The 13,118-nt window shown below is 70.5% G+C and carries 14 protein-coding genes and 1 tRNA gene; 8 read left to right on the top strand and 7 right to left on the bottom strand.

Annotation, left to right across the window (positions count from 1 at the left end):
• The first annotated feature begins 231 nt into the window (after nt 1-231).
• A tRNA-Leu gene (locus ACFVWY_RS01250) sits at nt 232-314 on the top strand.
• 126 nt (nt 315-440) lie between these two features.
• Here the strand turns inward: ACFVWY_RS01250 and ACFVWY_RS01245 are convergent.
• A complete protein-coding gene (locus tag ACFVWY_RS01245) occupies nt 441-887 on the bottom strand; it encodes a MarR family winged helix-turn-helix transcriptional regulator (RefSeq protein WP_389865913.1) in 447 nt (148 codons plus the stop codon).
• A gap of 86 nt (nt 888-973) precedes the next feature.
• Between ACFVWY_RS01245 and ACFVWY_RS01240 the strand changes: the two genes are divergently transcribed.
• The 4 genes from ACFVWY_RS01240 (at nt 974) to ACFVWY_RS01225 (ending at nt 5,219) form a co-directional block, all read left to right on the top strand.
• Nucleotides 974-2,194, top strand: coding sequence for a hypothetical protein (locus tag ACFVWY_RS01240; RefSeq protein WP_389865912.1), 1,221 nt, complete (start codon nt 974-976; stop codon nt 2,192-2,194).
• A gap of 161 nt (nt 2,195-2,355) precedes the next feature.
• Nucleotides 2,356-3,807 carry a DUF2252 domain-containing protein gene (locus tag ACFVWY_RS01235; RefSeq protein ID WP_389865910.1) on the top strand — a complete coding sequence of 484 codons (1,452 nt, stop codon included), beginning with the start codon at nt 2,356-2,358 and terminating at the stop codon, nt 3,805-3,807.
• A gap of 58 nt (nt 3,808-3,865) precedes the next feature.
• Nucleotides 3,866-4,828, top strand: a complete 963-nt coding sequence (locus ACFVWY_RS01230; RefSeq protein ID WP_389865907.1) for a J domain-containing protein — start codon at nt 3,866-3,868, stop codon at nt 4,826-4,828.
• 46 nt (nt 4,829-4,874) lie between these two features.
• Complete coding sequence (locus tag ACFVWY_RS01225) at nt 4,875-5,219, top strand: rhodanese-like domain-containing protein (RefSeq protein WP_389865904.1); 345 nt, start codon at nt 4,875-4,877, stop codon at nt 5,217-5,219.
• A gap of 34 nt (nt 5,220-5,253) precedes the next feature.
• On the opposite strand, the gene ACFVWY_RS01220 is transcribed toward ACFVWY_RS01225, so the two are convergent.
• From ACFVWY_RS01220 to paaA, 6 genes are all read right to left on the bottom strand, one after another.
• The gene (locus ACFVWY_RS01220; RefSeq protein WP_389865902.1) at nt 5,254-6,483 is read right to left on the bottom strand and encodes an acyl-CoA dehydrogenase family protein; all 1,230 of its coding nucleotides are present in this window, start codon (nt 6,481-6,483) and stop codon (nt 5,254-5,256) included.
• A 118-nt stretch (nt 6,484-6,601) separates the two neighbouring features.
• Nucleotides 6,602-7,660 (bottom strand): 2Fe-2S iron-sulfur cluster-binding protein, encoded by a 1,059-nt coding sequence (locus tag ACFVWY_RS01215; RefSeq protein ID WP_389865900.1) that lies wholly within the window; start codon nt 7,658-7,660, stop codon nt 6,602-6,604.
• Nucleotides 7,661-8,167 (bottom strand): 1,2-phenylacetyl-CoA epoxidase subunit PaaD, encoded by a 507-nt coding sequence (gene paaD, locus ACFVWY_RS01210; RefSeq protein ID WP_389865897.1) that lies wholly within the window; start codon nt 8,165-8,167, stop codon nt 7,661-7,663. It lies immediately after the preceding gene.
• Nucleotides 8,161-8,862 carry a 1,2-phenylacetyl-CoA epoxidase subunit PaaC gene (gene paaC, locus ACFVWY_RS01205; RefSeq protein ID WP_389865894.1) on the bottom strand — a complete coding sequence of 234 codons (702 nt, stop codon included), beginning with the start codon at nt 8,860-8,862 and terminating at the stop codon, nt 8,161-8,163. Before paaC ends, paaD begins: the two co-directional genes overlap by 7 nt.
• Nucleotides 8,859-9,149 carry a 1,2-phenylacetyl-CoA epoxidase subunit PaaB gene (paaB, locus tag ACFVWY_RS01200; protein ID WP_389865891.1) on the bottom strand — a complete coding sequence of 97 codons (291 nt, stop codon included), beginning with the start codon at nt 9,147-9,149 and terminating at the stop codon, nt 8,859-8,861. The genes paaC and paaB overlap by 4 nt, the downstream gene beginning before the upstream one ends.
• Nucleotides 9,146-10,180, bottom strand: coding sequence for a 1,2-phenylacetyl-CoA epoxidase subunit PaaA (gene paaA / locus ACFVWY_RS01195; protein WP_389865889.1), 1,035 nt, complete (start codon nt 10,178-10,180; stop codon nt 9,146-9,148). Before paaA ends, paaB begins: the two co-directional genes overlap by 4 nt.
• Before the next feature lie 128 nt (nt 10,181-10,308).
• Between paaA and ACFVWY_RS01190 the strand changes: the two genes are divergently transcribed.
• The 3 genes from ACFVWY_RS01190 to ACFVWY_RS01180 are packed head-to-tail and all read left to right on the top strand — an operon-like array spanning nt 10,309 to nt 13,030.
• The gene (locus ACFVWY_RS01190; RefSeq protein WP_389865887.1) at nt 10,309-11,070 is read left to right on the top strand and encodes a DUF5819 family protein; all 762 of its coding nucleotides are present in this window, start codon (nt 10,309-10,311) and stop codon (nt 11,068-11,070) included.
• Nucleotides 11,067-12,317: an HTTM domain-containing protein gene (locus tag ACFVWY_RS01185; protein ID WP_389865885.1), complete on the top strand. Its 1,251-nt coding sequence runs from the start codon at nt 11,067-11,069 to the stop codon at nt 12,315-12,317. Before ACFVWY_RS01190 ends, ACFVWY_RS01185 begins: the two co-directional genes overlap by 4 nt.
• Nucleotides 12,314-13,030, top strand: coding sequence for a TrmH family RNA methyltransferase (locus tag ACFVWY_RS01180; RefSeq protein ID WP_389865883.1), 717 nt, complete (start codon nt 12,314-12,316; stop codon nt 13,028-13,030). Before ACFVWY_RS01185 ends, ACFVWY_RS01180 begins: the two co-directional genes overlap by 4 nt.
• Nucleotides 13,031-13,118 lie beyond the last annotated feature (88 nt).

Raw genomic sequence — 13,118 nt, 5'->3', positions numbered from 1 at the left:
CCCTGTGGATGAGTGTCACCTCTCACATGGATCGTAGAGGCGGCCTCCTCACAGTGTCCCGCACGCGGGGTGCACACAGGAGGAGTGGGGGCGGCCGCCCGGCGTTCCCGCTTCCCTTCAGTCGACCGGTGAAACAACGGATGTGAATCCACCCTGCCCAGCGTGCTAATCTTCCGGATGTCGCCAGGCAATCGCACCGAAACGGTGGGAGAGCTTGGAAACACCACTCTTGCGCGAGTGGCGGAACGGCAGACGCGCTGGCTTCAGGTGCCAGTGTCCTTAGGGACGTGGGGGTTCAAATCCCCCCTCGCGCACAAGAAGGAAGCCCCACAGGCCCAACGGCCTGTGGGGCTTCTTCGTTCCCGGGTTGAATTTGTTTCACGTGAAACGCCGGATTCGCCGGCTTCAGGTGCCCTGTGGAGGTTGGCGGCTTCTGGGGTCTATGTAGTGGTGTCGCCGACCGAGTTGTAGCGCAGCAGGTACTCCGCGAAGCGGGCGAGATCTTCTTCCGTCCAGTCCGCGAGCCGTTCGCGGTAGGCGCTGCGGCGGCTTGCCTGGGTGGAGGCAAGGGCCTGGGTGCCCGCCTCGGTGGGGTGCAGTACCTGGATCCGGTGATCGTCCGGATCTGGATGGCGTTCGACGAGTCCCAGGTTCTCCAGAGTTCCGATCTGCCGGCTGACCGTCGATTTGTCCAGCATGTAGTGCGCGGCCAGATCGGTCGCACGGCAGCCGTTCCGGTCCTCGATGTGAGCCAGCAGCGTGTACGAGACCAGGGGGAGCTCCGGGTGGAGGCGGGCCGCCGTGGCCCGTGCGCGGCGGGCGAAGGCCGTCAGCTCGCGCTGGATGACGTCCAGCGACGCTTCGCGTTCCTCGGGTGTGCCTGGCACTCTCCGGCCTCCGTCTCGTGATCGGCAATGTCAGTTGTATAGTACAACGAGTTGAGAGTTGTAAAAGGCAACTATTGGAGTTCCGTATGTCCGCACGTCCGGGTGCCGCCCCTGGCTCCACCGCCCCCGGCTCCACGGCCGCCGCCCTTCGTCATGTGCTGAGGCATTTCGTCACGCCGCTGCTGATGTGTATCGGTATGGGGCTCGCCTACCTCGGGGCCTTCCACGCCCCGGAGCCGCACGATCTCCGGGTGGACGTGGTCGGGTCGGGGCCGCGCGCCCAGGTGCTCGCACAGACGCTCCAGGACACGAGCGACGGGGCACTGAGCGTGCGGACCGTTCCGGACCGGGCCGCCGCCGTGGACCACCTGAGGACCCAGGCGAGTTACGGCGCCTATCTGCCGGGCAAGCACCCCGAGCTGCTGGTGGCCAGCGCGTCCTCCGACACCAGCGCCACGGTGGTGGAGAAGGTCTTCACCAAGGTCGCGGCGGAGCAGGGCGACCCGCTGAAGGTGACGGACACGGCGCCGACCGCGGACGGCGACCCGACCGGGCAGGGCATCTTCTTCCTGCTGGTCGCGCTGAGCATCGGCTCGTACGCCTCGGTCGCGGTCATCGGAGGCGCGGGCGCCGTGCTGGCGCTGCGGATCAGGGCCGCTCTGGCCGTTGCCGCGTCGCTGGTGGTGAGCGTGATCGGTGTGGTGTTCGCGGGACCGCTGTTCGGTCTCGTGGACCAGGGGCTCGGCGGCCTGTGGGCGATGTCCTGGCTCTACTCCGCGGGCATCCTGCTGGTCGGCGTCGGTCTGCACACCTTCCTCAAGCGCTGGACGACACTTGGCCTGATGGTGCTGTTCGTGATGCTCAACTTCACGAGTTCCGGCGGCATCTTCCGGCCTGAACTGCAGCCGGGATTCTTCGCTTCGCTGCACTCCTTCTGGAATGGCGCGGGCTTCGTCGAGGGCGTGCGCAGCCATGTGTACTTCGGCGGGTACGCGCTGGGCGGGCATGTGCTGGTGCTCGTGTTCTGGCTCGTGGCGGGCCTGGTGCTGATGGGGCTGGCGGGAATGGCCGAATCGAGGCGACGGAAGGCCGTGGCCGGTGCTTCGGCCGGTGCGTGGGGAGCCGCCGCGGTGGTGGCCGAATCCGGTGCTGGTGGAGTGGGCGGGGCGCATGCGCCGAAGCACGCCGCCCGGTCTGGCGCTCGCGTCGAGGATGGTCCGGTGAAGACAGACGGGACCGCGGAGGCCCCGGATACCGCAGAGGCAGCGGAGATCGAGGAGGAGCTGGAGGAGGCCGTTGGTGTCTGACAGTGGTGATCCTGACCGGTACGGGCTCTTGTCCACAGGGGTGGGACAGGTTTTCCACAGGAGTGAGCGGCTTTCGGCGGGCGGCGGTACCTTCGTCGGCATTGATCTGCGCCAAGGCGTCGGGCCGGGAGCGCAGGAGAGTGCGGGGGAGGCTGCGCGCCATGGGTGACAGCGGAGTGGCAGTGCCGGTTCAGCGTGCGGGGGCGGGGGATTCGCGCATTCCCGCCGTGCCCGGATTCGCGCGGCGGGCAGGGGCGGAGGACGCAGGCGCGGCGCGGCCGCCGAAGGACGCGGGCAAGGTGCTGCGTCGGCAGGTTCCCCGGGCCTCGCACGCGCGCCTGGACCTCCCGGCCGGACGGCCCGACGCGGTGCGGGCGGTGGAGGAGTCCAGCCGGGGGAGGGTGGCCGATCTCGCCCCGATCCGGGTGGGGCGGATGGCGGCCACGCCCTTCGCCTTTCTGCGCGGCTCGGCCGGTCTGATGGCCCATGATCTGGTGGGCACGCCGGTCAGCGGGGTGGGCGCGCAGCTCTGCGGTGATGCGCACGCGGCCAATTTCGGGCTGTACGGCGATGCGCGGGGCAGTCTGGTCATCGACCTGAACGACTTCGACGAGACCGTGTTCGGCCCGTGGGAGTGGGACCTGAAGCGTCTGGCCACCTCGCTGGTGCTCGCGGGGCGCGAGGCCGGGGCGGACGAGGAGACCTGCCGACGGGGTGCGTACGACACGGTGGGGGCGTACCGGCGGACGATGCGGCTGCTGGCCAAGCTGCCCGCGCTCGACTCCTGGAACGCCATCGCGGACGAGGAACTGGTCTCGCACACGGACGCGCGGGACCTGCTCGGCACTCTGGAGAGGGTCTCGGAGAAGGCCCGGAAGAACACCAGTGCCCGCTTCGCGGCGAAGTCCACCGAGGACGCCGCGGACGGTGGACGCCGTTTCATCGACGCGCCGCCGGTGCTGCGGAGGGTGCCGGACGGCGAGGCGGCGGCGGTCGCGGCGGCGCTCGGCGACTATCTGGGCACGGTCTCGGAGGACCTGGTCCCGCTGCTCGCCCGGTACGCGATACACGACGTGGCGTTCCGGGTGGTCGGCACGGGGAGCGTCGGCACCCGGTCGTACGTGGTGCTTCTGCTCGATCACCGGGGTGAGCCGCTGGTGCTCCAGGTGAAGGAGGCGCGGCCGTCCGTGCTCGCCCCGTACTTGCCCACTATCGGCTTCGACGTGCCGCGGGCGGAGCACGAAGGGCGCCGGGTGGTGCTCGGGCAGAAGCGGATGCAGGTCGTCAGCGACATCCTGCTGGGCTGGGCGACGGTGGACGGGCGCCCGTTCCAGGTACGGCAGTTCAGAAACCGCAAGGGGAGCGTGGACCCGGCGGCGCTGGCGGCCGACCAGGTCGACGACTACGGCCGCATGACAGGGGCGCTGCTGGCGCGGGCCCACGCGCACAGTGCCGATCCGCGGCTGATCGCGGGCTACTGCGGCAAGAACGACGAGCTGGACGAGGCGGTGGCGGCGTTCGCGGTGACCTACGCGGACCGTACGGAGGCGGACCACGCGGAGTTGGTACGGGCGATAGGTTCCGGGCGGATAGCCGCCGAGCTGGACGTCTGAGCGGCGCCGGACCGACGGGGTGTGCTCGGGACGCGGACCGGGGCCATACGCTGGACGGGTGACCCACGAAGCCGCCGGGGTGCCGACCACCCGGAACGACGATGACCGGAACGACGACGACCGGCAGGACGAGCCGTTCGAGCGGGGCGGTGAGCCGGCCGTTGCCGGTCCCCGGTCCGGCGACGAGGCCGGGAGTGCCGACGCCGGAAGCGTGGACGCCGGGAGCGCGGGTGGCCGGGCCGAGGGGGAGCGGCCAGAGGCCCGTCTGGCGAGGGCGGTGCGGGCGGCGGAGCAGGCGCTGATCGAGTTCGAGATCGCGGTGGAGACCTTCCGGGTCGAGGTCGAGAACTTCTCGCGCCTGCACCACCAGAAGCTCGGGCCCATGTACACCCGGCTCGACGAGCTCGATGCGCAGATCGCGGAGGCCAGGGCGGCCATGACGGGTGACCCGGAGGACATCCGCAAGGCGCAGGAGGCCCGTGCGGTCGTCATGCCGATGCCCGGCGTCGATGAGCTGTTCCACGACTGGATGGACTCCGACGGGCTGTCCCCCGAGGCCGCGGCGATGCTGACGGAGCAGCCGGTCCGGCCGCCCAAGCGGGTCAGGCCGACCGAGGAGGCGCGCAGGCTCTACCGCGATCTGGCCCGCAAGGCTCACCCGGACCTGGCGCAGGACGAGACGGAGCGGGCCCGCCGGGACGAGTTCATCGCGCGGGTGAACGCCGCGTACGGGCGGGGCGACGAGAAGCTTCTGACCGAGCTGGCGAAGGAGTGGGAGGCGGGTCCGGCGGTTTTGGAGGCCGAGCTCGGCGAGGCCGAGGAGCTCTACGCGCGGCTGAACTGGCTGACTCAGCGCAAGGAGCTGCTGACGGTGCTCGCCAAGGAGCTGGAGGAGAGCGCCATCGGGGCCATGCTGCGGATGGCGCCGGACGACCCCGACCGGCTGCTCGACGAGATCGCCGAACAACTGCTGGGCGAGGTCGCGCAGCGCGAGGCGGAGCTGGCGGGCATGGTGCAGTAGCGTTCCGGGTGACTCAGGCGTGTACGTACGAGAGAAGGCATGACCCATGAATTTCGCCCCGCTGCCCTCGGTGGACGTCGCGGCGGTTCCGTCGGACGGCTTCGTGCTGGATGTCCGGGAGGACAACGAGTGGGCGGCCGGGCATGCCGAGGGTGCTCTGCACATCCCGATGAGTGACTTCGTGGCCCGCTTCGGTGAGCTGACGGAGGCCACCGACGACGGTCGGCGCGTGCATGTGATGTGCCGGGTCGGTGGCCGGTCGGCGCAGGTCACCCAGTACCTGGTGCAGCAGGGCATCGACGCCGTGAACGTCGACGGCGGGATGCTCGCCTGGGAGGGTGCCGGGCGCCCGATGGTCACGGACAACGGCACCCCGGCCTTCGTGCTCTGAGCCGGGCGGCAGTGCTGCGGGGCATCCCTTCCCGTCAGTCGAGGAGGTGTGCGGCCAGTAGGTCGCCCAGCGCCTCCTCGTGCGCCGCTGCCGGGCCGAGGGACAGCTCGATCTGCTTCGCCCAGGCGTGGAAGCGGTGCAGCGGGTAGTCGGTGTCCGCGCCGAACCCGCCGTGAAGATGCTGCGCGGTCTGCACGACCCGGCGGACGCCGTCCGACGCCCAGATCTTCGCCACCGAGATATCGCCCTCGACGGGGAGCGTTCCGGCGGCGCCGGTGGAGATCCGCCAGGCTGCCTGCCAGAGCGTCACTTCCATGGCCTGCAGGTCGATGTACCGGTCCGCCGCCTGTACCGCGACGGACTGGAACGTCGCCACCGGGAAACCGAACTGCTCGCGCTTTCCCGTGTACGCGCTCGTCATGGCCAGCACGGCCTCGCCCAGGCCCAGCGCGAGTGCGCAGGTCCCGGTGGTGAGAAGGGCGCGCAGCCACTCCCAGGCCCCGGGGCGGCCGATGAGAGCGCGACTGGCGACCCGTACGGACTCCAGGCGGACCTCGGCGAACCGTTCACCGCTGGTGGAGACCTGCTCGGCCAGGGTGACGCCGTCCTGGCCGGGCCGGACCAGGGCCACGACGGCCCGCCCCTCGGCGGTGCGGGCCGGAACGGCTATCCAGTCCGCCACCTGCGCCCACGGCACCGCCGTCTGCGTCCCGTCGAGTACCCAGTCGGTCGCGGCACCGTCTGTACCGGCGTCTGCGGGCTCGGCTCCGCCCGGCGGGTTCGCCCCTGCCGGGGCGGGCTCCGGCGCCGTTCCCGCCCCGGCCACGGTCTCCGGGCGGGCCGTGACAGCGCGTTCGGCCGGGTCGTGGCCGGAACGGCCGTTGGCTCCGACGGTGAGCACCAGCTCGCCCCGGCCGACCCGGGGCAGCAGCTCGGCTGCCAGCGACGGATCCCCGTACCTCTGGAGCACCGTCGCGACCGCGCAGGTCTCCAGCAGCGGCACCCGCGCCAGCACCTTGGCGGACTCGCGCAGCACCAGGCAGAGCGCGACGGGATCGAGCCCCGCCCCGCCGTGTTCCGGCGACAGCGTGAGGCTCAGCAGGTCGCTGGAGGCGAGCCGGGACCACAGCGGACGGTCGATGTCCTCGGCCACCGCCCCCGGTAGGAGAGCGGGGCTGGGAACCCCGTCCGGTGCGACCCCCGCGAAGACCGCTCGCGCTGCCTCCGTGGCCGCCTGCTGTTCCTCGGTGAAGGTGAAGTCCACTGCCCTGGCCTCCCGCTGCCCGATGCCCCTGCCCAGATCTGACGGACCGTCAAGATAGAACAGGTTCTACGAGAAGGGAACATGCGGCGGGGCGGTTAGGGAACATGCGGCGGGGCGGTCAGCGGTCGAAGTCCAGCTCCACCTCCGGGGTGGCGGGATGCGACTGGCAGGCCAGCACATAGCCCGCGTCCGTCTCCTCGGGCTCCAGCGCGAAGTTGCGGTCCATCCGCACCTCGCCCGAGACCAGGAAGGCCCGGCAGGTCCCGCACACCCCTCCCTTGCAGGCATACGGTGCGTCGGCCCGGCTGCGCAGCACGGTCTCCAGCAGCGATTCGCCGTCCTCCACCGGCCAGGTACCGGAGCGGCCGTCCAGGGTGGCGGTGAGTCTGCTGTGCGCGGGCGACGCGGCCCGGGGGCGGGCGCCCGTGCTCGGGCCGTCGTCCACATGGAAGATCTCCTGGTGGACGCGGGTCCGGTCGGCGCCCAGGCCGCGCAGTGCCCGGTCCGCCGCCTGGACCAGCCCGAAGGGGCCGCACAGATACCAGCCGTCCACCTCGGTCACGGGAAGCAGGGCGGGCAGCAGCGCGGTGAGGCGGTCCTCGTCCAGCCGGCCGGAGGGCAGGCCCGCCTGCTGCTCCTCCCGGGAGAGCACCGTGACCAGCTGGAAGCGGTCGGGGTAGCGGTCCTTCAGCTCGGCGACCTCGTCGAGGAACATCGTCGAGAGCGCTGTCCGGTCGCTGCGGATCAGGCAGAAACGGGCTTCGGGCTCCCGCGCCAGCAGTGTGGTGGCGATGGACAGGACCGGGGTGATTCCGCTGCCCCCGACGATCGCCGCGAAGTATCCGGGGCGGGGCGTCAGCACGAAGCGGCCCATCGGGGGCATCGCCTCGACCAGGTCGCCGACGGCGAGTTCCTTCAGGGCGTACGTGGAGAACCTGCCGCCGTCGACCAGCCTGATGCCCACCCGCAGTACCGGCTCTTCCGGCCCCTCGGCGGCCGGGGAGCAGATCGAGTACGAACGGCGGATCTCCTCGCCGTCGGCGGTGTACCGCACATTGAGGTGCTGGCCCGGCTTGTGGCGGAAGATCTCGCGCGACTCGGGCGGCACGGCGAGGGTGACGGCCACCGAGTCGTCCGTGAGCCGTTCGATCGTGCGGACCCGGAGCGGATGGAACATCTACAACTCCTTGAAATGGTCGAACGGCTCGCGGCACGACACGCAGCGGCGCAGCGCCTTGCAGGCGGTGGAGGAGAACCGGCTCAGCAGCTCCGTGTCGGTCGAGCCGCAGTGCGGGCAGCGGACCGCGAGGGTGAGCGGCACCGGGCCGCCCGCACCAGGTGCGGCGTCGTGCGGGCGCGGGGGCGCGATGCCGAACTCGGCGAGCTTGCGCCGCCCTTCCGCGCTGATGTCGTCCGTGGACCAGGCCGGTGAGAGCACGGTGACCACGGAGACCTCCGGTATGCCGTGGTCGTGCAGTACTCGCTCGATGTCGGACGACATGGTCTCGATGGCGGGGCAGCCGGTGTAGGTCGGGGTGAGGCGCACGGTGACCTTGCCCGGGGCGAGGACCTCCACGCCCCGGAGCACCCCCAGCTCGTCCAGGGTCAGCACGGGCAGCTCGGGGTCGGGGACGGAGCCCGCGAGGCGGTGCAGCTCCTCCTCCAGGAGCGTCTCGGTCACCATGACGCCCCCGGGTGGCTGCGGTGCAGGTGCTGCATCTCGGCGAGCATGCGGCCGAAGGGCTCGGTGTGGATGCCCTGGCGCCCCGCGCCCGCCGCCCACGCCCCGGACCGCGGGCCGGTGGGCAGCGCCAGGGTCGCCCGCTCCAGCACCGCGGAGACGGACTCCATCCAGTCGCGGTCCAGCGACTGCCAGTCGATGTCGATTCCCTCGACCGGCTCGAACAGCTCGCCGGTGTACCGCCACAGGGCATCCACGGCGCGCTGCATCCGGTCGTGGCTCTCGCCCGTGCCGTCGCCGAGCCGAAGCGCCCAGTGCTCCGCGTGGTCCTGGTGGTAGGCGACCTCCTTGACGGCCTTCGCCGCCAGGGCGGCGAACTCGTTGTCGCCCGATGCCAGCCGCTCGTACAGCAGCCGCTGGTAGGCGGAGAAGTAGAGCTGGCGGGCGATGGTGTGGGCGAAGTCGCCGTTGGGCTGCTCGACCAGCTGGACGTTGCGGAAGGCCCGTTCCTCGCGCAGATACGCCAGCTCGTCCTCGTCCCCGGCCAGGGAGAGGAGTACCCGGGCCTGGCCCAGCAGGTCCAGGGCGATGTTGGCCAGGGCCACTTCCTCCTCCAGCACGGGGGCGTGGCCCGCCCACTCCCCCAGCCGGTGCGAGAGCACCAGCGCGTCGTCGCCCAGGGCGAGGGCCGCGGTCACAGGTGCTTCACCCCTTCCGGGATCTCGTAGAACGTCGGGTGCCGGTAGGGCTTGTCGCCGGACGGTTCGAAGAAGGAGTCCTTCTCGTCCGGCGAGGAGGCGGTGATCTGCGCGGACGGCACCACCCAGAGGGAGACGCCCTCGGAGCGCCGGGTGTACAGATCGCGTGCGTTGCGCAGGGCCATCTCGGCGTCCGGCGCGTGAAGACTGCCCGCGTGGGTGTGGGAGAGGCCGCGGCGAGAGCGCACGAACACCTCCCACAGGGGCCAATCGGTCGAGCTGCTCATGCTGTCGCCTCCCCGTTCTCGATGGGACTTCCGGTCCTCACCGCTGTCCGTTGCGGTGCGTGCTTCTCGGCGTAGGCGGCTGCCGCCTCCCGTACCCACGCACCTTCCTCGTGCGCCCGGCGGCGCTGGCCGAGACGCTGCTCGTTGCACGGGCCGTTGCCCTTGAGGACCTCCTGGAACTCCGTCCAGTCGATCGCGCCGAAGTCGTGGTGCCCGCGCTCCTCGTTCCACCGGAGGTCCGGGTCGGGGAGCGCGAGGCCGAGTGATTCGGCCTGCGGGACGCATATGTCCACGAAGCGCTGGCGGAGCTCGTCGTTGGAATGGCGCTTGATCTTCCAGGCCATCGACTGTGCCGAATGGGCCGACGCGTCGTCCGGCGGGCCGAACATCATCAGGGACGGCCACCACCAGCGGTTCACCGCGTCCTGCGCCATCTCGTGCTGGGCCGGGGTGCCCCGGCTGAGGGCGAGCAGCAGCTCGTACCCCTGGCGCTGGTGGAAGGACTCCTCCTTGCAGACGCGGACCATCGCCCGTGCGTACGGGCCGTAGGAGCATCGGCACAGCGGCACCTGGTTGGTGATCGCGGCGCCGTCCACGAGCCAACCGATCGCGCCGACATCCGCCCAGGTCAGCGTTGGGTAATTGAAGATCGACGAATACCTCTGGCGGCCCGCGTGGAGCTTGTCGAGCATCTCCTCGCGGCCCATGCCGAGCGTTTCGGCCGCGCTGTAGAGATACAGGCCGTGACCCGCCTCGTCCTGCACCTTGGCCATCAGGATCGCCTTGCGGCGCAGCGAGGGCGCACGCGTGATCCAGTTGGCCTCCGGCTGCATGCCGATGATCTCGGAGTGGGCATGCTGGGCCATTTGCCTGACCAGCGAGGCCCGGTACGCGTCGGGCATCCAGTCGCGTGGCTCGATGCGTTCGTCCGCCGCCACCGCGGCGTCGAACGCCGCCTCCAGGGCCTCATCCGCCCCAGCGGGTTTGCCCGCTCCCGCCTGCGCTGTCTGGTCCGCAGCCACTGCCGCCATCCCGGGCTCCCTACCGACCGATCGTTCGGTTCAATGTCTTCAATGGTGAGTCGGTGGCCCGTAGGGTGTCAACCCTGTGGATAACTGACCGGGGATCGACGGGGATCGTCGACGGGGATCGGGGCGGGATGGATTCGTACGACGGCTTGGGCGCCGAGAACGGGAACGGGGCTTCCGACCCGGGGGCGGAGCAGTGCGAGGAGGACGCCTCCGACGCAGGTCAGGAGCCAGAACCAGGTTCGCGGAGCGGCATGGCCGGCCTGTCGCTCCCTTACCAGATCGTCGCCGCGCTCGCACTGTCCGTGATCGGGCTGGTCGCCTGTGGACAGCTGGCGATGGTCTTCCTGCACGTCGCCCCGTCCAACACCCTGACCAAGCGGCACGGCGAGGCGGTCGACGAGTGGATCTACCCCGAGTTCGAGCAGAACTGGAAGCTCTTCGCCCCCAATCCGCTCCAGCAGAACGTCGCGCTGCACGTGAGGGCTGAGATAGCCGGTCCCGACGGTGTCCGCACGACCCGTTGGATGAGCCTTTCGGCCGAGGACGGCAAGGCGATACGCGGGAATCCCCTTCCCAGCCATGTTCATCAGAACCAGCTCCGCCGCGGCTGGGACTTCTACCTCAACTCCCACGACGACGAGAACCGGGCCAACGGCCTGCGCGGCGAGCTCTCCGAGCGCTACATCCGCCGCATGGTGATGCTCCGCCTCGGTGAGCACGATTACGGGGGCACCGTCCAGCGCATCCAGGTCCGCTCGGAGGTCCGGTCGGTCGCGGCGCCCCCGTGGAGCACCGAGAAGATCAGCACCGGGCCGTCCTACCGGGTCCTGCCGTGGTGGACGGTGACCGACGCGGACCTGCCCGCGAACGCCGAGGGGGCCGACCAGTGAGTACACCCGCCCTCGGCCGCCGGGTCGACCACAAGATCGCACGCGGCATCCAGCGCGTCACGTCCACGGCCTTCGGCCCGTACCAGAGCGCCGTCATCCGGATCGGATTCTCGGCCACCTATCTCTTCTTCCTGCTGCGCGAACTGCCGAACCGGCACGAGATGTACGGCCCCGACGCCCCGTGGCGCTGGGACATGGCGCAGCAGCTGATCTCCGGCAACCAGGCGTTCTCCGTACTCATGTGGTCGGACAGCACCGTCTGGTTCGAGACCGTGTACGCGGTCGTGCTGATCTCCGCGGCGCTGCTGATGGTCGGCTGGCACACCCGGGCGATGTCGGTCCTGTTCATGGTGGGGGTGCTCTCCGTCCAGAACCGCAGCATCTTCATGGGCGACGGCGGCGACAACGTCATCCACATCATGGCGATCTACCTGGTGCTCACGCGCTGCGCGCAGGTCTGGTCGCTGGACGCCCGGCGAATGGCTCGTCGGGAGCGAGCGGCGGCGGACGACCCGGGGCGCCCGGTGCGGGGGAACGTGGCCGGTCCGGTCCTCTGGGCCGTACTCGGCGTGGTGCTGATCGTCGCGGGGGTGACGAACGGGCTCGGCGGCACCTGGTGGCTGCCGGCCCTTCTGTGGATCCTGTGGGTCGGCGAGGGCGCCTGGTGGTTCGTGAACCGTTACGCGCCGCACAGCCAGTCGCGCACCCTGCTCGACGTGATCGCCAACCTCGCGCACAACGCGACCCTCGTCGTGATCATGGCCGAGGTCTGCCTGATCTACGCCACGGCGGGGTGGTACAAGATCCAGGGCTCGCGGTGGCAGGACGGTACGGCGCTGTACTACCCGCTCAAGCTCGACTCCTTCACGCCCTGGCCCGGACTGTCGGACATCCTCGCCTCCAACGGCGTCATGGTGATGCTGATCACGTACGGCACGGTCGCCGTCCAGGTCGCGTTCCCGTTCACCCTGTTCAACCGGCGGGTCAAGAACGTGCTGCTCGTCGCCATGATGTGTGAGCACGCCGGGATCGCCCTGTTGCTCGGACTGCCCTTCTTCTCCATGGCGATGATCGCCGCGGACTCCGTCTTCCTGCCGACCGCCTTCCTGCTCTGGCTGGGCTCCCGGACGACCCTTGCCCGGGAGCGGCTCTTTCCCGGCCGGGCCGACGTCCCCCGCCCGCGGCGGGACAGCGTGGCCGAGGAGGTTCCGCAACGTGACGACAAGGGCCATACGCTCGTCGGGTGAGCAGGAACGAGAGCGGTAGCACGGGCAGCGGGAACGTCAGCGGTAGCACCGACAGCGGCGGTGACGCGGAGCCGGCGCAGTACGACGAGGGCTTCGGGCCGGAGATCGGCGTCGGCCCGCACCCGCTGCCGTGGCCCGAGGGCGAGCGGTACGACCCCGAACTGCTCGCCCACGGTGACCGGCGCAATGTGGGCGATGCCTACCGGTACTGGACCCGTGAGGCGATCGTCGCCGATCTGGATCTGCGGCGGCACGGTTTTCATGTCGCCGTCGAGAACTGGGGCCACGACTTCAACATCGGCTCCGTGGTGCGCACGGCGAACGCCTTCCTCGCCAAGGAGATCCACATCGTGGGGCGGCGGCGCTGGAACCGGCGCGGTGCGATGGTCACCGACCGGTACCAGCATGTGCGTCACCACCCCGACACCCAGTCGCTGACCGCGTGGGCGCGGGCCGAGGGCCTGCCGATCATCGGCATCGACAATCTGCCGGGGGCGGTACCGCTGGAGCGGACCGAGCTGCCGCGCCGCTGTGTGCTGCTCTTCGGGCAGGAGGGGCCGGGGCTGACCGAGGAGGCCCGTGAGCACGCGGCGATGGTGTGCTCCATCGCGCAGTTCGGTTCGACGCGGTCGATCAACGCGGGGGCCGCGGCGGCCATCGCCATGCACGCGTGGGTGCAGCGGTACGCGGAGATCCCCGGGGCGGGCGCATAAGGCTGTCCGGCCGGTCACGGCCGGGGCATGGCACACACGGGGCATGGCGCCAGGGGCAGGGCCACCCGGGGCGCGGCATGCGGGGCAT

It is taken from the genome of Streptomyces sp. NPDC058195, from assembly GCF_042883525.1.
Classification (GTDB): Bacteria; Actinomycetota; Actinomycetes; order Streptomycetales; family Streptomycetaceae; genus Streptomyces.
This window is presented reverse-complemented; position numbering and strand designations above follow the sequence as displayed.